Genomic DNA, 24,013 nt, shown 5'->3' with positions numbered 1-24,013 from the left:
CATGACTAACTGACAATCCACGCCTTCTCTAAATACTTCCGAAATATCTCATCCAGCTTGTCCGTTGGGTCCTCCAGATCACTTACATATTGGCCAGTCAGTACAGTCAGACGCTCAATTTGCTCCTCAATAAAATGGTGAAGCTCTTCGATTCTTGGCTCGAAGTTCAACTCATCCCCAGCTATTTTTCTTTGGAGTAGCTCAGAAATTTTACCTTTTAACGTAGAATCAGTTATCAGTTCTGTAACTAACCGATCAAATCCAATGGGAGGATTCGTTTGATACGTTTCGATCCAGATGCATGCGAGGATCGGGCGTAATACATAAAAGTACTTTTTGATTTTGACATGCTCGCCTTGCAGATAGTCGCGAAAATTTCCTTTTGCCATACTGAGATAATGATGCAAGGAAGCTTTTGGGGAAAATACCTCCCCTTGCAGCCTTACCAGCTCATCTCGAAAGCCTAGCGCATCAAGATAAACCATCTCTGACACAAGCCATTCCTGTAGAGGTGGATTCGATTTTCGATATAGCTTGAGAGCTTTTCGGATATCCCAGCCGTTTATATCTAAGAGATCATTGATCGATACTTCCACCACATCCCGTTTGTCATCAATGGACAAATACCATTCGGGTTTCTTCACATAAACAAAACGTACATCATAATCGCTATCTTTTGACGGAAATCCCCATGCCCGGCTTCCTGATTCAACAGCGAACAATATTTTCAAGTCATGCTCTTGCTCAATTTCTTTTAACTTTTCCAAGATGATCTCTCGCAAGGTTCATTCCTCCTTCACAACAAATTACAGGATTTACTTACACTTTGAAAAAAACTCGCTGAACCAATTAAGATTCAGCGAGCTTTCTGTTCTATCTTATTTTACGGTAACTTCAATTTCCACTGTATAGCCTTTGTATTTTGCTGTAATAGTGGCCTTACCTTTCTTTTTCCCTTTTACAGTTCCATTGTCTGATACGGTAGCTACTGAAGTCTTGGAGGACTTCCATGTAGCTTTGGAACCACTGATATCATCGCCATCATAGGTGAGTCTGATTCTCTCGGAGTCACCTTTTTTGACCGTAATGGTGTCGTCATCTGCCTCCAGCTTGCCTGAGCTTGATCCGTCAACTTTTACTTCAATCTCTACTTTTTCGCCTTTATACGTAGCGGTAATCGTTGCCGTACCTTTTCCTTTGGCAGTAATCGTACCACTGCTACTGACAGTCGCTACAGAAGTTTTAGAGGATTTCCATGATGCTTTAGAGCCACTGATGATGTCGCCATCATACTTCAATACAACGATTTCTCTGTCACCTTTATCCAAGGAGATGCTGGTATCATCAGCTTCCAGTAATGAGGAGGAACCATCAACAGTAACATCAATATCTACTGTTTCGCCTCTATAACTAGCTGTAATCGTTGCCTTACCTTTACCTGTCGCTGTAATAGTACCGCTGCTGCTGACAGTTGCTACGGAAGATTTAGAAGTTTTCCAGGTTGCTTGGGAATTACTGATCACAGCACCATCGTAAGTCAAAATAATGATTTCACGATTTCCTCTCTTCATGGAGAGTTTCGTGTCGTCCGCTACCAGCTTACCTGAAGTATTTGCATCAACTTTTACTTGAATCTCTACCTTGTGACCTTTGTATTCAGCTGTAATGTAAGCAGTTCCTTTACCTCTAGCTGTTACAACCCCGTCACTTACAGTTGCGACAGACGAATTGGATGTTTTCCAAGTTGCTTTGGAACCCGACAATCTTTCATCGTCATATCTTAACTGAACAGTTTCTCTTTGTCCGTCTTTCAAGGAAATACTAGTATCATCCGCTTCCAGTCTACCTGAGTCATCTGTATCGACATAGACCTCAATTTCTACCTCGTCGCCTTTGTATTTGGCTGTAATCGTAGCTGTACCTTTGGCTCTAGCAGTAACGACCCCATCATCACTGACTCTTGCTACGGAAGTGTCCGACGATTTCCAAGTTGCTTTGGAACCAGACAGTTTATCATCGTCATAAGTCAATTTGATTGTTTCTTTATCGCCTTTTTCCATCTTAAGTTTTGAGGCGTCTGCTTCTAACTTCCCATCTGAGTTGCTTTGACCTACATTTACTTGAATTTCTACTTTTTGGCCTCTATATTCCGCAGTAATGATTGTGCTTCCAGAAGATACACCCTTTACTTCACCATCATCCACGGTAGCAATGGATTTATCCTCCGTACTCCAATCTGCCTTTGATCCAGCTAATGTCTTATCAGCATATTTCAAACTAATTGTCGATTTCTTACCTTTTTTAATATTGATTTCAGAACGATTTGCTTCCAAAATCTCAGCTTTTGAAACAGTGACTCTGATTGTTACTTTATCTCCATTATATCTTGCTGTAACAATAGTCGATCCTGCCTTCTTACCTGTCACGACTCCATTGTTAACAGTTGCGATACTAGAAGTCCCTACTTCCCAGTCAACCAGTCCATTATCAATGGAGCTGCCATTATACGTAAGGCGAATGGTTTCTTTTGAACCTACGGAGACATTCATTGCACCAGAGTTGGCTTTCAGGCCAGAAGTGCTTGCTACAACGCTATAGGCTTGTAAAGGTTGTGGTGTCGTGACTTGTGCAGAAGCGATCCCTGTAACTGAAAACTGAACAGTACAAATAGTTGCAACTGCTAAGGAGACGTTTTTCATTAAGTTGCTTTTGATCTTTTTCATGTTTTTACCTCCAAATTATTTCCTATACTTTTATTGACGTATGAGATGGAAAAATGTCACACCAAATATGCTGTTTTTTTGAAAAACATTTGTCTTTTTTTCAAACGATTGTTTGTAACCCGATTTCAAAAGCAAAAATGATACTAGTCATAGGCTTGTCTGCGTCTCATTCAAAAAAATGCTTCCCAGCTTTTGAGCCGGAAAGCGGATATTGATGCTTGGAGGAGTTTCATCGCGTCGAGTACAGTACATAGTACGCTGGCTCTGCGACTGATGCTGTAGACGTATCCCCAATATATCCGTAGTCGAGAGCCCGTTTTTCCTAAAAAGCACTCTCATAATGCTCAATGACTGGCTTCATGATGTCTCCACCTTGCGTTGATGTCCCTGTGTATATCGCGATGACATCAAAACGAAAGGCAGGGATTGGCTGTGAGCTTTTTTGCAAGTATTCGACGGCAAGCTCGCGCAGCTTCTGTTTCTTCTTCCAAGTAATGGACTCGCCCGCTGTTCCAAAAAATTGGCTGCTCCTCGTTCGGACCTCAATGAAAACCAAGCAATTTCCGTCTAGAGCAATCAAATCCATTTCCCCACGTTTTGTTCGAACATTTCGATCGACAATGCGGAAACCCTTGTTCACTAAATAGCTTTCAGCAAGCTGTTCTCCTCTTTGACCAAGAAGACGGCGGCGATCGCTCATTATTTGATTCCTCCGCCTTTATCGATACGATAGACAAAAGCAAGGATTTCTGCCACAACTTGATACAGCTCCGGAGGAATTTGTTGATCCAAATCCAGCTTGCCCAACACCTCTACAAGCGATGGGTCCTCTTGTACCGGTATATCATGTTCCTTAGCGGTCTTCAGTATATTGTCCGCTACGTACCCCTTGCCTTTTGCCACAACCTTCGGCGCTTCCATGATACCCGCCTGGTACTTTAGCGCAACTGCCTGTTTGCGTTTTTGCTCTGAAGAGGATGGCGGCTTCATACGCGAAGGTCAACCCCTTTATAGTCAGCCAGGATGGGGCCTTTGGTTTGGATCGGACTTGTCGACTTCCCGCGATCGGCCGGGACTTGCTGGACCCGCATAGCGGATAGATGGTAACCAACATCCTGTAATTGGTCAGCAAAACGATCCTTGGAGCCTTGAATGAGTGCCTCCACCCATGGTGTATCATTAAAAATTTGCAAGTTAACAATTCGATTAACGATACTGACATCAATCATAGTTGTCCCCATACTTTGGAGTTCCAAATGAAAGAAAAGACGACAGTTCTCCGGATCAAGCTGTCCAGAGCCTTTCTTTTTCGACTCAATTTGGACAAAAGCCGTCTCATCCCCATCTGCTTGGCGAATCGGAATTTGCATAACGATTTGAGACAAAGCTTGGTTAGAGGGCTGTACCATCATCAACTGTTGTCCGGTCACTTGTTGCAGCAGTTGATCTGCCGCTTCACGTAAGGCGGTTGGAAGTGTCTGAGCTGACGCTTGACTGATTTGCAACAAGAGGGATTTGACTGTATCCATCTGCTTTAATGAATGCGAATCGATTGCCCCCTGTGAAAATGCCTGTCCCATCAATTCTCTCTCGTGAGTTATGCCTAAATGACGAAACAATTCAGCAATCGGGTTAGCAGTTGTAGCTCCATTCGCTGCACCAGAGGCTTGAGACATCATTTGTGGAATAACTTTTTGCCCCGCCTCTGTCACTACGGCCCTTTGCTCTAAAACCTGCTTGTTTTGGATCGGCTCCTGATTCGTCTGTGATGACTGAGGAATAGGTAATGGCTCGTTTCGAGCAACTTTTGACTCGACGCTTGGATCACTGGTTTGGTTAGGCAGCAACTGATTACTCTTTCCAATCATGGCGTTTTGCTGCGATTCCACCTGCTTACCGGCGGTGTTTGGTACAGGTACTGTCTCAGTGGTAACAGTTGACGAAACAGCTTGTGATGGCGATGGAATGTTACGGAAAGCCTGCGTTAATGGTTGGGGCGATGTCTGCACTTGCGATGTAGGCTGACCGCTCTGCGCAGGCAGCGGCTGTGTCTGACTTCCTCCAGTCGCGTTCTGCGAAGCACCTTGATTGGGCTGATTGCCTTGTGGCATTTGTTTGACTGCCAGTCCCTCGTCTGTAGCATCGTTCCCCGCGATAAGTAAGGAGAGTCCCGTCACCTTATCTTTTAACTGACTAACAAGCTGTTTGACATCTCCTGTTGTTGCATTAGCTTGTCCGGCGACTTGCTGTGTTTGGCTTTGAGACATTTGACCTGTCGTTTGTGAAGGCTGGCCCTCTCCCTCTAAAAAAAGCGAGGCTTGCTGCAGCAGGTTTTGTATGAGCTGACCCATTGGCTTGTCTGATAAAAAAGCTTTTAGCCCTCCGATTGTATCGGGAGTCAGTGGCAAACTTCGCTTCATGGCAGTCATGAATGCCTCAATAGTGGCATTGTCTACGCCTAATCGCCCAGCAACGGCTGAAAAAGCTTGTATGGTTTCTTTATTCACAGGAAGATTGGCACCAAGCAGAGCTTGCACGATCGCTTTGTTCTCTTTTGTATCGGCAATCCCTAGTGAACGCATTAGCCCTTCTAGAGATGCTTCTTTGCCAGCTCCTTCCCCGACGCTTTCCAAAACCTTCAAAGTGACGACACCTGTCGATGGTTGGACTTGCAACCAAGCTTTTTGGCCCGGTTCCAAACTTGCTTCCATTTTAGCCTGAACCTGCATTCCCCCGACTTGTACGAGCGCCATATTGTCCGGGTAATGCTTGATTACCGTGCCTTTAAACACTTGTCCGGGAGTAAGCTCAACCGGCTTCGGAGCGGATATGGGTGCTTTTTGCACGAATGATTGAATAAGTTGCGACGGGGAAAACATGCAGATCCTCCTCCTGTAGCTCGTATGTTACTAGTACTTTTTAGGCGTGTTCTTTTACGCCAGTGAATGTCTTGCGATGAATCGGCGTTGGTCCAAATCGAGCGATTGCTGCCAGATGCTCAGGAGTGCCATAGCCTGCGTGTTTGTCAAAGCCATAGGCTGGATATTGTTCGGCATACTGGGCCATCAATCGATCACGGGTAACCTTCGCTACAATCGATGCGGCTGCAATCGAGACGCTCTTGGCATCTCCCCCGATAATCGGAACCTGCTCGCAATCCATTCCGGTTAGCTGCACGGCGTCAATCAGTAAAGCATCTGGAGATTGACCCGCCTGTTGGATCGCCAGCTTCATTGCTTCTTTTGTAGCAGCTAATATATTGATCGCATCGATTCTTGCTGCATCGACAATTCCGATTCCCACAGCAAGTGCATCTCTTTGAATGATTTCGCAAAAAGCTTCCCGAGTGGAAACGGGTATCTTCTTCGAGTCATTCAGGCCTGGCAAGTAAAAATCCTTGGGCAGACACACGGCACACGCAACAACTGGACCAGCCAATGGACCTCTTCCAACCTCATCTACCCCGAATATGTACTGATGCCCCTTCTCAAACATGGCTTTCTCATAGACGGTCATGTCAGTCCACATCTGTGCGAGCTTTTCTTGACGTGCAATCGCTGCTTCCGCTTGCTTCGCCAGAGCCTGTACACCTGCTCTTTTATCTTCTTTCAGCAATTGTAAAAAATCTTTGGGTACCTCGTCCAACTTTTCCATCGTCACTCGTATTTCTTTTATCGACATATCCGCTAGATTCATTGACTCATTTCTCCTTACCGATCTTCATAGTAAAAAACCTGCCTACCGTATATGTCGATAGACAGGTTTTTGATGACTGGAAAGCTTATTCTGGAAAAGATACTGGCTTACCAATCGGTTCGTCCATTTCCCAGTCAATCGGGCGCTCGACAGAGATCGTTCCCAGCTTGCCGGAACGCAGCTCACGCAAGAAAATTTCCGCCGCCTTGTCGTAGTCGATATTTCCGCCAGAAATGAGACATCCGCGCTTCTTCCCGATTTCTTCGAGCATTTCTACTCGATCCTCAGGAAGTTCTTTTAGCTTGAAGCGTTCGATCAGGCGTTCCGGATAGTAGTGCATCATGTAGCTAATGACAAATAATGCTACCTCCGTAAAATCGATGAGCTCGTCTTTAATTGCCCCACTTGCTGCCAATCGCAGACCTACCATTTGATCTTCAAATTTCGGCCAAAGAATACCAGGCGTATCGAGAAGCTCCAGTGTATCGCCCATTTTCACCCATTGTTGCGCCTTGGTTACCGCCGGGCGATCACCTGTTGCCGCTACCGAGCGCTTGGACAAGCGGTTAATGAGGGAAGACTTGCCGACATTGGGGATTCCCAAGATCATGATGCGGATGGCACGACCTTGCATCCCCCGCTCACTGCGCTTTGCCAGCATGTCCGCAGCTAGCTCCTTACACATTTCTGGCAGCTTGTTGACACCTTTTCCACTCAGGGCATCAATCGGCAATGTGCGAATGCCTTGTTTGCGAAAATAAGTAATCCACTCATCTGTTGCCTGATCATCTGCCAAATCTGCTTTATTAAGTAATATCAAACGTGGTTTATCACTGACAATCTCGTCAATCATCGGATTACGGCTGGAAAGCGGCAGACGTGCATCGAGAAGCTCAATGACTACATCGATTAACTTCAGCTTTTCCGTTACTTGACGACGTGCTTTAGCCATATGGCCAGGAAACCATTGGATCGTCATGATGTCTCACCTACCTTGAAGCTTTACGTTATCTTGTCAAGCGAATTCCCGCAACCGGCCAAAAAGTAAATTCAGCTCTACCAACAACCGTACTGACGGCAACAGGACCGATGGCTCTGCTGTCATGACTGTTCAACCTGTTGTCGCCCATCACAAAGATATGATCTGCTGGTATTTGGACCGGGGGAAAATCGTGGGTAAAGAACGGCTCTCCCTGCTGCTTCGCTTGTTCTCTTAATTGTGCAAGATACGGTTCCTCTACCACTTTGCCATTAACCAGCAGTTGATCGCTTTTGACCTCTACTGTATCACCCTCAACAGCAATGACTCTCTTGATGTAATCCCGTTCCTTTTCAGCATGGAACACGATGATTTCACCAGGCTTCGGATCTTGCAAAAAGTAAATCGCCTTGTTTACCACTAATTTTTCGCTGTTATGTAAGGTACTTTCCATGGATTCGCCTTCTACAATAAACGGGGCGAACAAAAAGGTACGAATGAGAAACGCCAAGACTAAAGCAATCCCAAGTGCCTTTATCCATTCCCATAGTTCATTTTTCTTCTTATGACTGGAGGTAATTTCTTCGCTCATAACTTACGATCCTCCCATGAAAGCTCGTCCAACCTTAGCTGTAACATATGTCAAGATGAACTATTTTATTTCAAGATCGTTAAATGGAAAAAAGAGGCCTGGCAAGCAGGCCAGTCCTCTTTCTAAGCATTACGCTTATCGACGAATTTCTTTAATACGAGCTGCTTTACCTACGCGATCGCGCAGATAGTACAGTTTCGCACGACGTACTTTACCATGACGCACGATTTCGATCTTGTCGATCTTAGGCGTGTGTACTGGGAATGTACGCTCAACACCTACGCCGTAAGAAATCTTACGAGCTGTAAATGTTTCGCTGATACCTGTACCGCGACGGCGAATGCATACGCCTTCGAACAGCTGGATACGCTCACGCTGACCCTCGATAACCTTAACGTGTACACGAACAGTGTCACCAGGTCGGAACGCAGGAATGTCCTGTTTCAATTGCGCTTTTTCCAGTTCACGGATAATTTGGTTCATTTGAATTTCCTCCTTCCGATAGACGTTCTTACTCGTCTAACCCATAGGTCCAGCCGTTTGGCTGCGTTACGAGTAGCGGACCGCCTTAGTCAGCGGGCAAAATTGCCACAAGAAGTATATTAACACAGCGGGCACAAAACTACAAGACTCTTCTCCTATTTGTTCCCTACTTTTTTTCCTGCTCCAATTCAGCCAATAGCTTTTTCATTTCATCTGTCAGTGCAAGCTTTTCCAATAAATCTGGACGTCGTGCTTTCGTTCGACGCAGTGATTCTTTTAACCGCCAGCTTTCAATATTGGCGTGGTGCCCTGACAACAGTACATCTGGCACTTTCCAGCCGCGAAACTCAGCCGGTCTTGTGTAATGAGGGTATTCGAGCAGTCCTGTTGAAAAGGAATCCTCAACAGCTGACGTCTGGTTTCCCAACGCCCCTGGTTGCAAGCGAACGACACTGTCAATGACCACCATCGCCGCAAGCTCTCCCCCAGTTAAGACGTAGTCGCCAATCGAGATCTCATCCGTGACGAGATGCTCCCGAATTCGCTCGTCGTACCCTTCATAATGACCGCAAATGAAGACGAGGTGCTCTTCTTGTGCTAACTCTTCTGCAAGCTTCTGATGATAAGGCACACCCTGTGGACACATCAGAATCACTCGGGGTTTTTTCTCTCCCGTCAAGGCTTCTACGGCCCGAAACAAAGGCTCTGGCTTCAACACCATTCCTCCGCCACCGCCATAAGGGGTGTCGTCTACCGTACCGTGCTTGCTCTCAGAGAAATCGCGAAAATTGGTGACGTGAAAATCAACCAGTTCTTTTTCGCTTGCCTTCCCCAAAATACTGCTGGATAAAACACCTGTAAACATTTCGGGAAAGAGCGTAAAAATATCGATCCGCATCTGAAAGTTCCTCCTACAGCAAGCCTTCCATCAGATGGCAGACCACACGTTTGTTCGCGATGTCCACTTCCTTGATGCACTCATCGATATAAGGCAGCAAGATTTCTCCGCGTTTTCCCTTCACTACCCACACATCGTTTGCTCCTGGCTGCATGACATCCACGATTTTCCCCAGCTCTTCGCCCTCGTCCGTTACAACGACGCAGCCGACGAGCTGATGAATGTAAAACTCGTCCTCTTCTAATTCCATCAGCGCTTCCTCTGGAATTTTCAACTCTCCGCCCTTGTACTTTTCGATGTCGTTAATATGCTCATAGCCTTGAAAGCTCACAATCTCAAAATTTTTATGCGAGCGACGAGAAGCGATTTTCAATTTGAGCGGCTCACTGAGTGTCGGATGGAACAGGTACAACTCATTTCCTTTGCGAAAACGCTGATCTGGAAAGTCAGTCGTTGGTGTTACACGTACTTCACCACGCAGACCATGCGTATTAACCAGTTTGCCTACTCCGTAAAAACTATTTTGACTCAACGTGTTCATTCCTCCTTTTCTTTGTTCCCATTATTCTTTTGTAGCCGAATCTCATGTACCAGGCCATCTTTTATCATGATTTCCGTTCCGGACATCATTTCATCCCATACATCGCCCTCTTGAATCGTGACAGGGCTTTGAACAGTCTGGTAATCGATCTCGCTTCCCTCTGGGAGATTTTCTACCTGCTGGAGGGTATATGTCAGGTGATCTATCTTTTCCTTGCGTCGACGCTCTTCCTGCGCGATTTTTTCCTGCGCCAACGCATATGTATCCGCAGACTTTTTCTTCGCCTCGGTTAATAGCTTTTTCGATTGAAACTGCCACTGCTCCCACTCTTTACGCTGCAAACGAAGCCGTTGGCTATACTGATCAATGAGAGCAGCCCGTGATGCTTCCGTAATAATCAGTTTAACCTGTACCGTCCGAAATATAGTAAGCACCTTCGCCACTCCTTTCGGAAAAACCATCATGGTCTATGAGCATCTTGGATACTAGAAAAAAGACTGGGAAAGCTCCCAGCCTTTTCTCATACAATTTCAACCGTGACACGCTTGTCCGTTTCCACGGATGCGGCGATCACGACCGTGCGCAGGGCTTTCGCGATTCGACCTTGCTTGCCGATGATCTTCCCCATATCATCAGGGTGCACCGACAATTCAAAGACGAGAGTTCGCTCTTTGTCCACTGCGTTAACACGAACCTCATTCGGATGATCGACGAGAGCTTTAGCGATCGTTTCGACCAGCGCTTTCATCATCAAACCTCCAGATGACCGACTTATTTGCCGTATTTGGTTTCGTGTACTTTTGCGAGTACGCCTTCTTTGGAGAGAAGGTTACGAACGGTGTCAGTTGGAGCTGCACCATTCAGGATCCATTGTACCGCTTTGTCGGTATCAATTTTCACCACTGCCGGTTGAGCAACCGGATTGTAGTAACCGATTTCTTCAATGAAACGGCCATCGCGTGGGGAACGGGAGTCAGCTACTACTACACGGTAGAAAGGAGCTTTCTTGGAACCCATACGCTTCAGACGGATTTTTACTGCCATGTTGTGTCACCTCCTGTATTAATCAACGCTAGAAGAGCATCTGCGTTGGTGCTACTATATCTGAACCATCGCGGCCAACTGACAAGTCAGTGTCGCGAAGAGATCATGCCTACTTACTTGAACGGTGGCTTGAAGTTAAAGGGGAAGTTCATCCCGCCCTGATTGTTGCCTCCGCCTTTTCCCATGAATGGTAATCCGAAGCCTTTTTTCTTCGACTTCTTGACCATCTTGTCGGCAGCGCCTGAGAATTGCTTCATCATCTTTTTCATTTCCTCGAACTGCTTGAGGAAACGATTGACTTCTTGAATACTCGTTCCGCTTCCGCTTGCGATGCGCTTGCGACGGCTGGCATTCAATAAGTCTGGATTCGCGCGCTCTTGTTTGGTCATGGATTTGGCGATCGCTTCAACGCGGGCAATCTGCTTTTCATCCACGTTCATTTTGCCCTTCATCTTGTTCATTCCTGGCAGCATGCCGAGAATGTCTTCAAAAGGACCCAGGTTGCGAAGCTGCTGCATGGAGTCCAGGAACATGTCGAAGGTAAACTCACCTTGACGCATTTGGCGTTCCATATCGCGTGCTTTGTCTTCATCCACGGATGCCTGTGCTTTTTCAATCAGGCTGAGTACGTCCCCCATACCTAAAATACGGGAGGCCATACGATCCGGATGGAACGGCTCGAGCGCATCCAGCTTTTCACCCATCGCCGCGAATTTGATCGGCTTGCCAGTGACAGCTTTGACGGACAGTGCCGCACCGCCTCGGGTATCACCGTCGAGCTTCGTGAGAACCACACCAGTCAGTTCGAGCTGGCTGTTAAAGCTCTCTGCTACATTGACGGCATCTTGACCTGTCATCGCGTCCACGACGAGCAAAATCTCATCGGGCTTGGTTACCTCGCGAATCTGCTTCAACTCGTCCATCAGCGCTTCGTCAATATGCAGGCGACCTGCGGTATCGATGAGGACTACGTCGAGATGATTCGTCTTCGCGTGTTCAATCGCTTGGCGAGCGATATCGACAGGACTGACTTGATCACCGAGAGTGAAGACGGGAACATTGAGTTGCTCCCCTAAAACCTGAAGCTGCTTGATCGCAGCAGGACGGTAAATGTCTCCCGCTACCAGAAGCGGCTTGCGGTTTTGCTTTTGCAAGTACTTGGCCAGCTTACCGGTTGTGGTTGTTTTACCTGCCCCTTGCAGACCTGCCATCATAATGACGGTCGGCGGGCGGTGCGCCATCGTGAGCTGAGCAACGTTGCCACCCATCAGAGCGACCAGCTCTTCATTCACGATCTTGATCACCATTTGACCAGGCGTCAGGCTTTTCATGACTTCCTGACCGACTGCGCGCTCCTTGACACGAGCAACGAAGTCTTTTACTACTTTAAAGTTAACGTCTGCTTCCAGCAGGGCCAGACGAACTTCACGCATCGCTTCATTCACGATGGTCTCGTCTATTTTCCCTCTGCCGCGCAGTTTGTCAAACGCGTTTTGCAGCCGATTGGCTAAGCTCTCAAACGCCATGCGAGCCCTCCTAATCCATCTCTGACAGTTGGTGGAGCAAAGTGTTCAGCTCGTCTCTTGTCTCGCTCTCCGAAAGCTCACTTACAAGTTCGTTCATGCGATTCAACACGTCCATGCGCTTTTCATGACGCTCAGCGAGGCGAAGCTTCTGATCGTATTCAAACAGTTGCTTCTCTGCCCGCTTGATATGATCATAAACAGCTTGGCGGCTGACCTCATGCATCTCGGCAATTTCTCCGAGCGATAAATCGTCCAGATAATACAGCTCAAGATATTCTCGCTGCTTGCCCTTGAGTAGCGGCGCGTAAAAGTCAAACAAGAGATTGACTTGATTGGTCTTTTCTAACATGAAACCAATCCTTTGCTATGAGGTACTCGTTTCAAACTGTAAAGACTTTTTCTTTACAGCACGTAGATTATAGTACCTAATTCCACACCTAGTGTCAAGGTTTTTTATTGACATCATTTTTTTATAGCAGAAACACTATGTTTTTACGCGTTTTCCTGCTCTTCCGTTTCATCTTTTTGGATCAATCCAGCAAATAATGCATGAACAAATTGCTCGGGATCGAACTGTTGCAGGTCATCCATTTTTTCACCCAAACCGACGTATTTCACCGGAATGTTCAGCTCGTTGCGGATCGCGATGACGATACCGCCCTTTGCTGTCCCATCCAGCTTGGTCAGGACTAAACCTGTTACACCAGCAGACTGTCCAAACGTTTTCGCCTGCGAAAGCGCATTTTGCCCAGTCGTAGCATCCAAAACGAGCAAGACCTCGTGCGGAGCTCCTGGCAATTCGCGTTGCAATACGCGGTGAACCTTCGCCAGCTCTTCCATGAGATTGACTTTGTTTTGCAAACGGCCTGCGGTATCGCACAAGAGCACATCGACCTGTCGGGATTTCGCTGCCTGAATCGCATCGTAGATCACTGCAGCCGGATCAGAGCCTTGCTGCTGCTTGATTACGTCTACTCCTACACGCTCTCCCCAGACTTCCAACTGTTCAATCGCTGCTGCACGGAACGTGTCGCCTGCTGCCAGCAGCACTTTTTTATTTTGCTGCTTGAACATATGCGCCATTTTACCGATTGTGGTCGTTTTCCCTACTCCGTTTACCCCTACGAACAAAATCACGTTCAGACGACCATCCTCTACGTTCAGAGTCGTATCCGCAGCAGCATCATTTTTCAAAAGGGCAACCAGTTTTTCTGAGAGAATCGGCTGCAGGTCGATCGCATTCTCGATTTTTTGCTTGCGCACCTCTGTCCGCAGGTCGTCAATGAGCTCCATTACGGTATTGACGCCCACATCGGACGTAATCAAAATTTCCTCTAGTTCATCGAAAAAGTCATCGTCGATCTTTTTGTAGCGACGTACCAGATCCTCTACTTTTTCTACTAGCAGGTCTCTCGTTTTAGCCAAACCATCCGTAAACTTCTGGGTGACCTCTTCGGACTTTTGGACAATAGCATCACGAAGGCGCTTGAAAAAACTCATGTTCATCTTCCTTTGCGGGTAGTATCAATTGAATGGCAAATCCGTTTAAGAGGCTGATTCGATAAACTTGTCACTGTCCTCAAGCTTCACGGAGACGAGTTTGGACACGCCGCCCTCTTGCATCGTGATACCATATAGCACGTCTGCGCTCTCCATGGTGCCTTTTCTGTGCGTGACGCAAATAAACTGCGTCTGGTTGCTGAAATGGTGCATGTACTCGGCGAAACGGTTAACGTTTGCCTCATCCAAAGCCGCTTCTACCTCGTCCAATACACAGAATGGCACTGGCTTCACACGCAGGATGGCAAATAGCAAGGCCATGGCTGTCAAAGCACGTTCGCCCCCGGATAAGAGCGCAAGATTTTGCAGCTTCTTGCCAGGTGGCTGGGCCACGATATCGATGCCCGTCTCAAGCAGGTTATCTGGGTTGGAGAGCACAAGATCTGCGCGTCCACCGCCAAACAGTTGGACAAACACGTCGCGGAACTGCTCCGAGATCGCATCAAATGTTTCTTTGAAGCGGCGCGACATCTCTGCGTCCATTTCTTGGATCACTTGATAGAGCATGTCCTTTGCTTCATTCAAATCAGCTTCCTGCGAGCTTAAGAACTGCTGACGCTCGGACAAGCGCTCATATTCCTCAATCGCGCCAAGATTCACAGTGCCAAGTGCCCCAATCTGCTTTTTGAGACGATTGACCACTTGTGTCTCTTCCTGAATCTCGCCACGTGCCGGATATTTTTGCTTCGCCAGGTCGTAGCTCATTTCGTATTCTTCGGAGAGTTTGTTCAACAGATGATCGAGCTCTACCTCATTACGGTTGACTTTCACTTCTTCCTGATGAAGCTTTTCCTCGAGCGATTTGACCTCGCGGCGGATTTCCTTCACCTGTTGTTCCACTTGCTCCTGTTTGTAAAAGAGCGTCGCCCGCTCACTTCGCCGTTCTTGAATCAATCCAGCCACACGGTCTTTATCCTGACGCAATTCGCTAATGCGCTGATCCAGCTCAAGCCCGGACGATTCGTTCGTACGCTCCAGCTCATCAAGAGATGCCAAGTTCGCGTTTTGTTCTTCCCATTCGCGCTGCAATTGGCTTTTTTGCTCCAGCAAACGCTCTGTTTGCTCCAAGCGTGATTGATACTCTTGCTTGACCTGCGCATTCAGTACCTTGAGACTTGTTATTTTTTGATTCATTTCTTCTTTGGATTCGAGCTGCTCTTGGCGTTTAGCTTCTGCTTCTGCGATCTGCGCCCCGAGCTCTTTTTCCTCTTGCTCCATGGCAGCCAAAGAGGCTTGCAACTGCTCTTGCTTGCGCTTGGCTTCTTCCATCTCGCGGCGATAGCCTTCAATATCTTGTTCAACAAGCTTTGCTCGCTCGCCCAAGGATCTGCCTTCCGATTCTTTTTGCTGCAAGAGCCCTTTTACTTCCTGTTCTTTCAATCGCAGACTTTCGCCTTCAGTACGCAGAGCTTCTTGCTCCTGCTGCATTTGCCCCAGGTCCTTCGTTAATTGCTCCATAAGGGTAGTATGCCCAGAAATTGCCTGGTCGATTTCTACCAGCTGCGCTTCCAGCTCTTCTGATTGACGGTTGCGTCCAAGCAGGTTCGTGGTGTTCTTTTTCAAGGCCCCCCCTGTCATGGAGCCACCCGCATTCACGATATCGCCTTCCAGTGTCACGACACGATAGCGGTAGCCAAGCGTACGGGCCACACGGTTTGCCTGCTCCAGCTTTTCCGTAATAATGACATTGCCCAATAAACTTTCGAGGATGGGTCGGTACGTTTCCTCAAAGGTCACGAGCTCACTCGCAATTCCGACGACTCCACTCTCCGCCTCCAACTGGCGCTTATCGCTTGCCTGCAAGGTGCGAGGACGGATAACATCGAGCGGTAGAAATGTCGCCCTACCCGCATTGTGCTGCTTCAAGTGAGCAATGGCTGCGCGACCGGATGCTTCGTTGTCCACGACGACGTTTTGCAGTGCGCCACCCAATGCGACTTCCATCGCTGTCTCGTATTGCTGTGGCACGACAACGAGCTCAGCGACCGCTCCATGAATTCCTTTGAAGCCCCGCTCGCGTGCTTTCAAAATTTCTTTTACACCTTGCTGAAACCCTGCGAACTCCGACTGCATTTCTTTTAACAGGTCAAAACGCGACTTCGCTGCTTCCCGCTTTTGTTCCCAGTGGCGCAGCTCTCGACGGGCTGTTTCAAGACGGGCTTGTCCTTCGCGCATGCCCTCGACCAATTCCTTGTATCTGACGCCAGTTTCTTGAATAGTAGAAACGATCTTCTCTAATTGATCTTGGAGTTGACTCAACTGAGCTAGACGCTGCTCTTCTTCTTCATCGAGCTGTTTTTTTCCAGACAATTGACGTTCGACTCTGGCCTCGCTTGTCTTGAGAAGCTGCTCTTGATGGCGATTTTCGTTGCGCAGATTCGCCATTTCGTTGAGCTTTTCGAAGTAATCACTCTTCAAACGCTCGACATCATCTGTCAGTGATTGCACCATGGAAAAAAATTGACCTTCTGCTTCTTGCAACGAAGCGTGGGCTTCTGTCATGCGGCGATCCGCTTCCTTGGCCCTCTCTTGTTCTTCAGCCAGTTCGGCCTCAAGACCGTGCTGCTTCTCGGTAATCCGATGCATCTGCTCCATCGTCTGCTGACGATTGGCATTGAGATTGCGCATACGCTCCCGCAATACTTCACGTTGTCCTTCGACTTTCTCAGTCTCTTCACTGACTGTCAAAAGCACTTGTTGCAGTTCTTCGATAGATTGGTCGATTTGGGTGACATGAAAACGCGCCTGCTCCAAATCAGCCTCTTGCTTGGATGCTTCGGTCGTCTGTCCGATTAACAGATGCTTGAGTTCCTCTACGTGTCCTGTGGCTGCTTCCCACTTCGTATGAGCTGCTTCAATTTGCTGCACGTAAAGAGCTACTTCGTGCTCAACCAGCCGACGATGAAGCTCCTTATACGTCTTGGCTGTTTCTGCCTGCTCCTGCAAAGGTCCGATCTGCTCCGTAATTTCACTGACGATATCGTGAATACGCACCAGATTTTGCTCGGTGTCATCGAGCTTTTTCTCCGCCTCGCGCTTGCGTGTTTTATATTTGACGATTCCGGCGGCTTCTTCAAATATTCCACGGCGATCTTCGGACTTGGTACTGAGAATTTCCTCAATTTTACCTTGACCGATAATGGAATACGCTTCTTTACCCAGCCCGGTATCCATGAACAGCTCCATGATGTCTTTTAGACGGCAGGATCTGTTGTTTATGTAGTACTCACTGTCACCAGAACGATACACCCTGCGAGTAACGGATACCTCCGAATATTCCACATCGAGCGAACGATCTGTATTGTCCAAGGTGAGTGTCACTTCTGCGAAATTCACTGGCTTGCGCTTGTCACTACCCGCGAAAATAATGTCTTCCATTTTCGCTCCACGCAACGACTTCGCGCTCTGTTCCCCCAGCACCCAGCGGATCGAATCAGAAACGTTACTTTTCCCACTTCCATTCGGTCCCACTACCGCTGTTACCCCTGGTACAAATTCCAATTCCGTGCGATCGGCAAAGGATTTGAATCCAGCCAGCTCCAGGCGTTTCAAATACATACGTACGGTCCTCCTTAAGAAACCATCCAGACTGCCTGCCAAACTGACAGACTTACAAACATGCAAGGATCGGATGGCACCCGAAAAGAAGCCCCTGCATCGAACAGGAGCTACCTACTACGAGCCTACATGGTCATCTGTAGGTAAGTGTATCATAGATAGCGGTCATCTCGCAGTATTTTCCCTATGTTTCCCACCCGAAAGAAAAAAGCTGCACCATCTTGTAGCAGATGATGCAGCCCTTCTCGCTGACGAGTGATTATTTATCCCCCAGCTTGACCAACGCTCGTGCAGCTGCTTGCTGTTCCGCTTCCTTTTTGGAGCGGCCAGAGCCGATGCCAAGCGAACGATTGTTCAAGAGCACCTCAGATACGAATTCTCGATTATGAGCTGGTCCTTTTTCTTCTACAATTCGGTAATGGATGTCTCCCAGATTGTCTTGTTGAACAAATTCCTGCAACTGGCTCTTGAAGTCTGTTACCTGGGCAAACTCTCCCTTGTCGATGCGCGGGTACACGTATTTTTCCATAAAGGAAAAAACTGCGTCCAACCCCTGATCCAAGTAAAGCGCACCTACAAACGCCTCAAAAACGTCCGCTAGCAAGGCTGGTCGCTGACGTCCACCTGTCAGCTCTTCCCCTTTTCCCAGCAATACGAGATCGCCAAAATTCAACAGTTCAGCAAACTTGACGAGAGAAGGTTCACAGACAATGGCTGCACGCAGCTTCGTCATTTCCCCTTCGCTCATCTTCGGAAAAGTTTTATACAAAAACTGGGAGACGGTCAACTCCAACACAGCATCCCCCAAAAACTCTAGCCGCTCATTGTCTGATATACGTTTGCCGCGTTGCTCGTTCACGTAGGAAGAATGGGTGAATGCCTGCCGCAAAACGCTTTCATCGCGAAAGCGAAAGCCTATCGTTTCTTGCAGCTGTGCAAAATTCATCACCCTCACCACCATTCCAGGAGACTGCCTACTTTTTCTATCAGTAGGGCTCATTTATGCTTCGTATCGCTTCAGGATTACCGTTGCGTTGTGACCGCCGAATCCAAATGTATTGGAAACAGCCACATTGACGGTCGCCTTGCGCGCATGGTTCGGAACATAGTCCAGATCACATTCTGGATCCGGGTTTTCCAAGTTAATTGTCGGAGGCAATACTTGATCACGCAGTGCATATGCCGTCGCGATTGCCTCAACCCCACCAGTAGCACCCAGCAAATGGCCTGTCATCGATTTGGTCGAGCTGACAGCCAATTTGTATGCGTGCTCGCCAAACACACTCTTGATCGCTTGTGTTTCTGCGATATCTCCTTGTCCAGTAGAAGTACCATGTGCATTAATATATTGGACTTCCGTTGGATCAACGCCAGCGTCTTTCAGTGCGCTTGCCATGCAGCGCGCTGCCCCTTCGCCTCCAGGAGATGGAGAAGTAATATGGTGTGCATCTGCGCTCATCCCGTAGCCAATGACTTCCGCGATAATCGTTGCTCCACGTTTTTTCGCATGCTCGAGCTCTTCCAAGATCAGCACACCAGCACCTTCGCCCATTACGAAGCCATCTCGATCTTTGTCAAACGGACGGCTCGCTTTTTGCGGGTCATCGTTTCTGGTGGACATCGCTTTCGCTGAGCAAAAGCCTGCAAATGCCATTGGACGCACGGTTGCTTCTGCTCCACCTGCGATCATGACATCTGCGTGATCGAACTGGATCAGACGCAGTGCATCACCGATTGCATTTGTACCTGTCGCACAAGCGGTAATCGCACTGGAAGTTGGTCCTTTTGCTCCGTATTGAATGGATACTGCACCAGACGCCATGTTCGCAATCAGCATCGGAATGAAGAATGGACTCACGCGACGCGGTCCTTTTTCCAACAATACGGAATGCTGTTCTTCCCATGTAGTCAGACCACCGATTCCGGACCCGATGTATACACCCACTCGTTCCGCATTTTCTGGCGTGATCTCCAGTTTTGCATCTTCTACAGCCATTTTGGCAGCAGCTAATCCAAACTGAACGAATCGGTCTGTACGTCGGATATCTTTCTTGTCCATATACTGCTCAGGATCGAAGTTTTTCACTTCGCCTGCAATTTGTGTTGGATAATCAGAAGCGTCAAAGGCAGCCACACGGTCAATGCCTGATTTCCCTTCCAGCAAGCTGTTCCAGAAAGTCTGTGCGTCATTCCCTACTGGAGAAACGACACCAACGCCAGTAATCACCACTCTGCGTTTCATTACAATCACCTCTATATGAAAGTCAGCAGTCAGCTTCTTATATTCACTGCATGCAAAACGTGTATTTGTTTGGATTATGTACAGGTGACTATTGAAGGAGAAGTCCCGTATGGTACGGGACTTCCAACAGATCAACCTACTTGTGAGATTCTATGTATTTAACAACCTCACCAACAGAAGTGATCTTTTCAGCATCTTCGTCGGAAATCTCTAAATCAAACTCATCTTCGAGTTCCATTACGAGTTCAACCACATCCAGGGAGTCAGCGCCCAGGTCTTCTTTGAAAGAAGCTTCCAAAGTAATTTTGGACTCATCTACACCCAGACGATCGACGATGATTTTCTTCACACGCTCCAAAGTATCTGCCATCTTGCTTCACCCCCTCTCCCGTATTATAGTGGATGAGCTTTCAAAAAACCAGTTTTCAGAAAATGCTCGATAGTTTTCTTCCTACATGTACATTCCGCCGTCTACGTGCAGCGTCTGCCCTGTCATGTAGTTGGCTGCGTCGGATGCCAGGAATAGCACGACAGATGCGATATCATCTGTTTGTCCCAAGCGGGCAAGCGGAATTTGGCTTGTGAGCCCAGCTTTGACATCCTCCGGCAATACAGCAGTCATTTCTGTATCGATAAATCCTGGCGCAACAGCATTCACCGTGATATTACGGCTAGCCAGCTCGCGAGCAGCCGTCTTCGTCAAGCCAATAACTCCAGCTTTTGCCGCCACGTAGTTTGCTTGTCCAGCGTTCCCCAAAACACCTACCACAGAAGTGATGTTGATGATTTTGCCTGAACGCTGCTTCATCATTGGGCGTGTCGCTGCCTTGACGCAGTTGAATACACCCTTCAGATTCGTGGCAATGACATCGTCCCACTCATCTTCTTTCATGCGCATGATCAGGTTGTCGCGAGTAATTCCCGCATTGTTCACGAGAATATCAATCGCACCAAAATGATCCAGAGCTGCTTTGAACATGTCGTTGACATCTTCCGTAGAAGAAACGTTCGCGCGAATCATGATGGCATCGCGGCCCATTTCCTTAATAAGCGCAACAGTCTCGCTCGCTGCCGCTTCACTACCTGCGTAATTGACAACTACATTCGCGCCAGCTTCTGCCAGCTTCAATGCAATCGCACGCCCAATACCACGGGAAGCCCCTGTGACCAGTGCTGTCTTTCCTGTTAACATAGTATCCCTCCGTTCAAAAGCTCAGTAAGCGAATCCATATCCTGCACAGAGATAATTGTGGTATCCGCTGGTGCGATTTTCTTGATCAATCCAGCCAAAACTTTTCCTGGACCGATTTCTACAAAAGTGGTCACGCCTGCTTCGACCATCCATTGCACAGAATCCTCCCACAAAACTGGAGCGGAAACTTGTTGAACCAATTGATCTACAATGATTGTAGCCTCAGACACCGGTCTAGCCGTTACATTTGCCACAACAGGCACGGCCGCTTCTTGTACGGTAACGCCAGCTAAAACTGCTTGCAGTTTATCTGCTGCTGGCTGCATCAAGCTCGAGTGGAACGGACCGCTTACATTCAATGGAAGGACACGCTTTGCGCCCGCTTCCTTCGCTTTTTCACCGGCCAGCTTCACACCTTCAGCAGAACCAGAGATGACAATTTGCCCTGGGCAGTTAATGTTCGCTAATTGAACAGGATGTCCAGATGCTGTTACTTCTTCACAAACCGCATGTAGTGCCGCGCGATCCAGGTTCAAGACTGCGGCCATTGCACCTTGTCCAGCAGGAACAGCCTCTTCCATGAACTGACCACGAGCTCGCACTGTTTTGACTGCATCTGCAAAGGACAAGGCCCCAGCTGCAACCAAAGCAGAATACTCACCCAAACTGTGGCCCGCTACGAACGCAGGCTTATAATTAGGCAACTTTTCGTTCAAAGCTGCCATAACAGCGATGCTTGCTGTCAAAATAGCTGGCTGTGTGTTTGCGGTCAGCTTCAATTCCTCTTCTGGTCCTTCAAAACAAAGGCCCGACAAGGAAAAGCCGAGCGCTTCATCAGCCTGCTCAAATATGTGACGGGCCGCTTCCGATTGTTCACAGAGAGCTTGTCCCATTCCTACAAATTGTGAACCTTGCCCCGGAAAAACAAAGGCTATTTTTCCCATTCTTACTTGCTCCCTTCTGCCGGAGTCGTGCACCACTTCAAGTGCGTCGCTCCCCAAGTCAAGCCGCCACCAAACCCAACCAGAATCAGGTTATCGCCTTCTTTTACGCGACCAGCCTTTACTGCTTCATCCAACGCTACTGGAATGGAAGCAGAAGACATGTTTCCATAGCGATCCAGATTGATCGCAACTTTATCCTCAGACAGACCGAAACGCTGTACAGCAGAGTCGATGATGCGTTTGTTTGCCTGATGCGGTACCAACAGGTCGATCTCATCCTTCGATACGCCTGCTTTGGACAAGACAGCCTCTGTTGCTGAATTCATGACGCGAACAGCGAATTTGAAAACTTCTCCGCCTGTCATGTAGAGATAATGCAGTCCTTGTTCCACAGACTCAACAGATGCAGGCGTTCTGGAACCACCTGCCGGCAAGCACAAGAGGGACCCGCCTGACCCATCTGCGCCGAGCTCAAAGGACTGGAAGCCGTAGCCCTCGGTAACTTCCCCGATAACAGCCGCACCCGCACCATCTCCGAACAACACACATGTATTTCGATCTTTGTAATTCGTAATTTTGGACAAGGTCTCAACGCCTACGACCAATACTTTTTTATACAAACCGTTTTGGATGAACTGAGTCGCTGTTGTAATTCCGTACAAAAAGCCTGTGCAAGCCGCGGAAAGATCCATCGCAGCGGCGCGTGTAGCACCCAGCTTTTCTTGCAGCAAGCAAGCAGTAGACGGGAAAGACATGTCAGGCGTTACGGTAGCGACAATGATCATATCCAGCTGTTCCGCGCTGATGTTTGCTTTTTCGAGCGCTTCTTTGGCAGCCTCGTAAGCCAAGTCGGAGGAAGCTTGCTCCGGTGAGCTAATGCGGCGTTCTCTGATCCCGGTACGGGAAACAATCCACTCATCAGAGGTTTCCACCATTTTCTCCAGATCAAAGTTCGTCAACACCCGCTCCGGGGTATAAGAGCCTGTAGACAAAATCCCTACTGAACGCTTTGCACTCATCTGCTTCACTCGCTTTCTCCCAAAGTATTTTTCTGTAATGATTGCTGGATAACCTCGTTCACGTCTTGCTGAATAAACCGCGTAGCACTGACGATCGCGTTTTTCATCGCACGCTCATTTGAGGAACCGTGGGCCTTGATCACTGGGGATTTCAATCCCAGCAAGGGAGCACCGCCGTATTCCGCATAATCCATTTTCTTTTTAAAGCGAACCAATCCAGGTTTCAGAATGGCCGCACCTAGCTTATTAATCAGGCTGGAAGTAAATTCCTGCTTCAACTGCGAAAAGATAGTGGAAGCAGCACCCTCTACGGCCTTTAACAAAACGTTCCCTACAAAGCCGTCGCATACGAGCACATCACAGGCTCCTTGCATAACATCGCGTGCTTCCACGTTTCCTACAAAGTTCAAGTCGGCTTCTTGAAGGAGAGGAAAAACCGCTTTCGTCAATTCGTTCCCTTTTCCTTCTTCAGTCCCGACATTCAGCAAGCCTACTGTCGGCCGCTCGAAGCCCAACACTTTTTCAGCATATAAGCTCCCCATCACCGCGTATTGTACAAGCTGATGCGGCTTGGCATCCATATTGGCTCCGACGTCCAGCGTCAGCGTTACTCGGCCTTTTGTATTCGGGATATAGGCACATAGCGCAGGACGCTCGATTCCATCCATGCGACCTGCGTACAACAAGCCTGCTGTCATTAATGCACCCGTATTCCCAGCCGAGATCATCGCGTCAACTTTTTTCTCGCGCGCCATCTCAACTGCTACAACCAGCGAAGAATTTTTCTTACGCCGAACAGCTCGAACCGGTTCATCATCTGGCAAAATCACTTCCGCTGCAGGAACGATTTCAATGTTTGCCGGAATATCCTGCGGCAAGTGGTTCCGAATAGCCTGTTCATCTCCCACCAATACAACTGTAATGGCCGGGTTTTCCTTGATGGCAGCAAGCGCCCCTAAAACGGTACTCTTCGGTGCGTGATCGCCGCCCATCGCATCCACTGCAATTCGCAACCG

The 24,013-nt window shown here is 48.0% G+C and carries 25 protein-coding genes; all 25 read right to left on the bottom strand.

Annotated elements, in window-relative coordinates:
- Positions 1-5: 5 nt before the first annotated feature.
- On the bottom strand, positions 6-782 hold the full coding sequence (locus ASG16_RS22970) for a nucleotidyltransferase domain-containing protein (protein ID WP_056486483.1): 777 nt from the start codon (positions 780-782) through the stop codon (positions 6-8).
- Between the two features lie 96 nt (positions 783-878).
- Positions 879-2,723: an Ig-like domain-containing protein gene (locus ASG16_RS22965; protein ID WP_056486480.1), complete on the bottom strand. Its 1,845-nt coding sequence runs from the start codon at positions 2,721-2,723 to the stop codon at positions 879-881.
- A 322-nt stretch (positions 2,724-3,045) separates the two neighbouring features.
- Positions 3,046-3,423, bottom strand: coding sequence for a YraN family protein (locus tag ASG16_RS22960; RefSeq protein ID WP_056486477.1), 378 nt, complete (start codon positions 3,421-3,423; stop codon positions 3,046-3,048).
- A complete protein-coding gene (locus tag ASG16_RS22955) occupies positions 3,423-3,713 on the bottom strand; it encodes an EscU/YscU/HrcU family type III secretion system export apparatus switch protein (RefSeq protein WP_056486474.1) in 291 nt (96 codons plus the stop codon). The genes ASG16_RS22960 and ASG16_RS22955 overlap by 1 nt, the downstream gene beginning before the upstream one ends.
- On the bottom strand, positions 3,710-5,602 hold the full coding sequence (locus tag ASG16_RS22950) for a TP0910 N-terminal domain-containing protein (protein ID WP_056486471.1): 1,893 nt from the start codon (positions 5,600-5,602) through the stop codon (positions 3,710-3,712). Before ASG16_RS22950 ends, ASG16_RS22955 begins: the two co-directional genes overlap by 4 nt.
- 40 nt (positions 5,603-5,642) lie before the next feature.
- The gene (rnhB, locus tag ASG16_RS22945) at positions 5,643-6,419 is read right to left on the bottom strand and encodes a ribonuclease HII (protein ID WP_056486468.1); all 777 of its coding nucleotides are present in this window, start codon (positions 6,417-6,419) and stop codon (positions 5,643-5,645) included.
- A gap of 85 nt (positions 6,420-6,504) precedes the next feature.
- A complete protein-coding gene (gene ylqF, locus ASG16_RS22940; RefSeq protein WP_056486465.1) occupies positions 6,505-7,398 on the bottom strand; it encodes a ribosome biogenesis GTPase YlqF in 894 nt (297 codons plus the stop codon).
- 28 nt (positions 7,399-7,426) lie between these two features.
- Positions 7,427-7,990: a signal peptidase I gene (gene lepB / locus ASG16_RS22935; protein WP_056486462.1), complete on the bottom strand. Its 564-nt coding sequence runs from the start codon at positions 7,988-7,990 to the stop codon at positions 7,427-7,429.
- Between the two features lie 135 nt (positions 7,991-8,125).
- Positions 8,126-8,473 (bottom strand): 50S ribosomal protein L19, encoded by a 348-nt coding sequence (rplS, locus tag ASG16_RS22930; protein ID WP_015891886.1) that lies wholly within the window; start codon positions 8,471-8,473, stop codon positions 8,126-8,128.
- Between the two features lie 166 nt (positions 8,474-8,639).
- Positions 8,640-9,371 (bottom strand): tRNA (guanosine(37)-N1)-methyltransferase TrmD, encoded by a 732-nt coding sequence (gene trmD, locus ASG16_RS22925; protein ID WP_056486459.1) that lies wholly within the window; start codon positions 9,369-9,371, stop codon positions 8,640-8,642.
- A 13-nt stretch (positions 9,372-9,384) separates the two neighbouring features.
- Entirely contained in the window at positions 9,385-9,912 is a 528-nt protein-coding gene (rimM, locus tag ASG16_RS22920; RefSeq protein WP_048033570.1) for a ribosome maturation factor RimM, read from the bottom strand.
- A complete protein-coding gene (locus ASG16_RS22915; RefSeq protein ID WP_048035885.1) occupies positions 9,909-10,346 on the bottom strand; it encodes a YlqD family protein in 438 nt (145 codons plus the stop codon). The genes rimM and ASG16_RS22915 overlap by 4 nt, the downstream gene beginning before the upstream one ends.
- 86 nt (positions 10,347-10,432) lie before the next feature.
- Positions 10,433-10,660 (bottom strand): KH domain-containing protein, encoded by a 228-nt coding sequence (locus tag ASG16_RS22910; RefSeq protein WP_007719711.1) that lies wholly within the window; start codon positions 10,658-10,660, stop codon positions 10,433-10,435.
- Positions 10,661-10,683: 23 nt separating this feature from the next.
- Positions 10,684-10,956 carry a 30S ribosomal protein S16 gene (gene rpsP / locus ASG16_RS22905; RefSeq protein WP_047067992.1) on the bottom strand — a complete coding sequence of 91 codons (273 nt, stop codon included), beginning with the start codon at positions 10,954-10,956 and terminating at the stop codon, positions 10,684-10,686.
- 113 nt (positions 10,957-11,069) lie between these two features.
- Positions 11,070-12,482, bottom strand: coding sequence for a signal recognition particle protein (ffh, locus tag ASG16_RS22900; protein ID WP_048033571.1), 1,413 nt, complete (start codon positions 12,480-12,482; stop codon positions 11,070-11,072).
- Between the two features lie 10 nt (positions 12,483-12,492).
- Complete coding sequence (locus ASG16_RS22895; protein WP_048033572.1) at positions 12,493-12,831, bottom strand: putative DNA-binding protein; 339 nt, start codon at positions 12,829-12,831, stop codon at positions 12,493-12,495.
- Positions 12,832-12,974: 143 nt separating this feature from the next.
- Positions 12,975-13,982, bottom strand: coding sequence for a signal recognition particle-docking protein FtsY (gene ftsY, locus ASG16_RS22890; RefSeq protein ID WP_048033573.1), 1,008 nt, complete (start codon positions 13,980-13,982; stop codon positions 12,975-12,977).
- A 45-nt stretch (positions 13,983-14,027) separates the two neighbouring features.
- The gene (gene smc / locus ASG16_RS22885; RefSeq protein ID WP_056486456.1) at positions 14,028-17,600 is read right to left on the bottom strand and encodes a chromosome segregation protein SMC; all 3,573 of its coding nucleotides are present in this window, start codon (positions 17,598-17,600) and stop codon (positions 14,028-14,030) included.
- A gap of 259 nt (positions 17,601-17,859) precedes the next feature.
- On the bottom strand, positions 17,860-18,546 hold the full coding sequence (gene rnc / locus ASG16_RS22880; RefSeq protein WP_026043146.1) for a ribonuclease III: 687 nt from the start codon (positions 18,544-18,546) through the stop codon (positions 17,860-17,862).
- 54 nt (positions 18,547-18,600) lie between these two features.
- Positions 18,601-19,842 carry a beta-ketoacyl-ACP synthase II gene (gene fabF, locus ASG16_RS22875; RefSeq protein ID WP_048033575.1) on the bottom strand — a complete coding sequence of 414 codons (1,242 nt, stop codon included), beginning with the start codon at positions 19,840-19,842 and terminating at the stop codon, positions 18,601-18,603.
- Between the two features lie 136 nt (positions 19,843-19,978).
- Complete coding sequence (gene acpP, locus ASG16_RS22870; RefSeq protein ID WP_005834336.1) at positions 19,979-20,212, bottom strand: acyl carrier protein; 234 nt, start codon at positions 20,210-20,212, stop codon at positions 19,979-19,981.
- An 81-nt stretch (positions 20,213-20,293) separates the two neighbouring features.
- Complete coding sequence (fabG, locus tag ASG16_RS22865) at positions 20,294-21,034, bottom strand: 3-oxoacyl-[acyl-carrier-protein] reductase (protein ID WP_047068008.1); 741 nt, start codon at positions 21,032-21,034, stop codon at positions 20,294-20,296.
- Positions 21,028-21,978, bottom strand: a complete 951-nt coding sequence (gene fabD, locus ASG16_RS22860; protein ID WP_056486454.1) for an ACP S-malonyltransferase — start codon at positions 21,976-21,978, stop codon at positions 21,028-21,030. The genes fabG and fabD overlap by 7 nt, the downstream gene beginning before the upstream one ends.
- Positions 21,979-21,980: 2 nt before the next feature.
- Positions 21,981-22,997 carry a beta-ketoacyl-ACP synthase III gene (locus ASG16_RS22855; RefSeq protein WP_056486677.1) on the bottom strand — a complete coding sequence of 339 codons (1,017 nt, stop codon included), beginning with the start codon at positions 22,995-22,997 and terminating at the stop codon, positions 21,981-21,983.
- A gap of 5 nt (positions 22,998-23,002) precedes the next feature.
- Positions 23,003-24,010, bottom strand: coding sequence for a phosphate acyltransferase PlsX (gene plsX, locus ASG16_RS22850; protein WP_017249375.1), 1,008 nt, complete (start codon positions 24,008-24,010; stop codon positions 23,003-23,005).
- Positions 24,011-24,013: the final 3 nt, after the last annotated feature.

Origin of the sequence: Brevibacillus sp. Leaf182 (assembly GCF_001423865.2) — a bacterium.
GTDB lineage: Bacteria > Bacillota > Bacilli > Brevibacillales > Brevibacillaceae > Brevibacillus > Brevibacillus brevis_C.
This window is presented reverse-complemented; position numbering and strand designations above follow the sequence as displayed.

Bases quoted from the DNA above. Each gene is read 5' to 3' on its own strand.
- ASG16_RS22965 (WP_056486480.1), bottom strand. From the start codon at position 2,723: ATGAAAAAGATCAAAAGCAACTTAATGAAAAACGTCTCCTTAGCAGTT.
- ASG16_RS22960 (WP_056486477.1), bottom strand. From the start codon at position 3,423: ATGAGCGATCGCCGCCGTCTTCTTGGTCAAAGAGGAGAACAGCTTGCT.
- ASG16_RS22955 (WP_056486474.1), bottom strand. From the start codon at position 3,713: ATGAAGCCGCCATCCTCTTCAGAGCAAAAACGCAAACAGGCAGTTGCG.
- ASG16_RS22950 (WP_056486471.1), bottom strand. From the start codon at position 5,602: ATGTTTTCCCCGTCGCAACTTATTCAATCATTCGTGCAAAAAGCACCC.
- rnhB (WP_056486468.1), bottom strand. From the start codon at position 6,419: ATGAATCTAGCGGATATGTCGATAAAAGAAATACGAGTGACGATGGAA.
- ylqF (WP_056486465.1), bottom strand. From the start codon at position 7,398: ATGACGATCCAATGGTTTCCTGGCCATATGGCTAAAGCACGTCGTCAA.
- lepB (WP_056486462.1), bottom strand. From the start codon at position 7,990: ATGAGCGAAGAAATTACCTCCAGTCATAAGAAGAAAAATGAACTATGG.
- rplS (WP_015891886.1), bottom strand. From the start codon at position 8,473: ATGAACCAAATTATCCGTGAACTGGAAAAAGCGCAATTGAAACAGGAC.
- trmD (WP_056486459.1), bottom strand. From the start codon at position 9,371: ATGCGGATCGATATTTTTACGCTCTTTCCCGAAATGTTTACAGGTGTT.
- rimM (WP_048033570.1), bottom strand. From the start codon at position 9,912: ATGAACACGTTGAGTCAAAATAGTTTTTACGGAGTAGGCAAACTGGTT.
- ASG16_RS22910 (WP_007719711.1), bottom strand. From the start codon at position 10,660: ATGAAAGCGCTGGTCGAAACGATCGCTAAAGCTCTCGTCGATCATCCG.
- rpsP (WP_047067992.1), bottom strand. From the start codon at position 10,956: ATGGCAGTAAAAATCCGTCTGAAGCGTATGGGTTCCAAGAAAGCTCCT.
- ffh (WP_048033571.1), bottom strand. From the start codon at position 12,482: ATGGCGTTTGAGAGCTTAGCCAATCGGCTGCAAAACGCGTTTGACAAA.
- ASG16_RS22895 (WP_048033572.1), bottom strand. From the start codon at position 12,831: ATGTTAGAAAAGACCAATCAAGTCAATCTCTTGTTTGACTTTTACGCG.
- ftsY (WP_048033573.1), bottom strand. From the start codon at position 13,982: ATGAGTTTTTTCAAGCGCCTTCGTGATGCTATTGTCCAAAAGTCCGAA.
- smc (WP_056486456.1), bottom strand. From the start codon at position 17,600: ATGTATTTGAAACGCCTGGAGCTGGCTGGATTCAAATCCTTTGCCGAT.
- rnc (WP_026043146.1), bottom strand. From the start codon at position 18,546: ATGAATTTTGCACAGCTGCAAGAAACGATAGGCTTTCGCTTTCGCGAT.
- fabF (WP_048033575.1), bottom strand. From the start codon at position 19,842: ATGAAACGCAGAGTGGTGATTACTGGCGTTGGTGTCGTTTCTCCAGTA.
- acpP (WP_005834336.1), bottom strand. From the start codon at position 20,212: ATGGCAGATACTTTGGAGCGTGTGAAGAAAATCATCGTCGATCGTCTG.
- fabG (WP_047068008.1), bottom strand. From the start codon at position 21,034: ATGTTAACAGGAAAGACAGCACTGGTCACAGGGGCTTCCCGTGGTATT.
- fabD (WP_056486454.1), bottom strand. From the start codon at position 21,978: ATGGGAAAAATAGCCTTTGTTTTTCCGGGGCAAGGTTCACAATTTGTA.
- ASG16_RS22855 (WP_056486677.1), bottom strand. From the start codon at position 22,997: ATGAGTGCAAAGCGTTCAGTAGGGATTTTGTCTACAGGCTCTTATACC.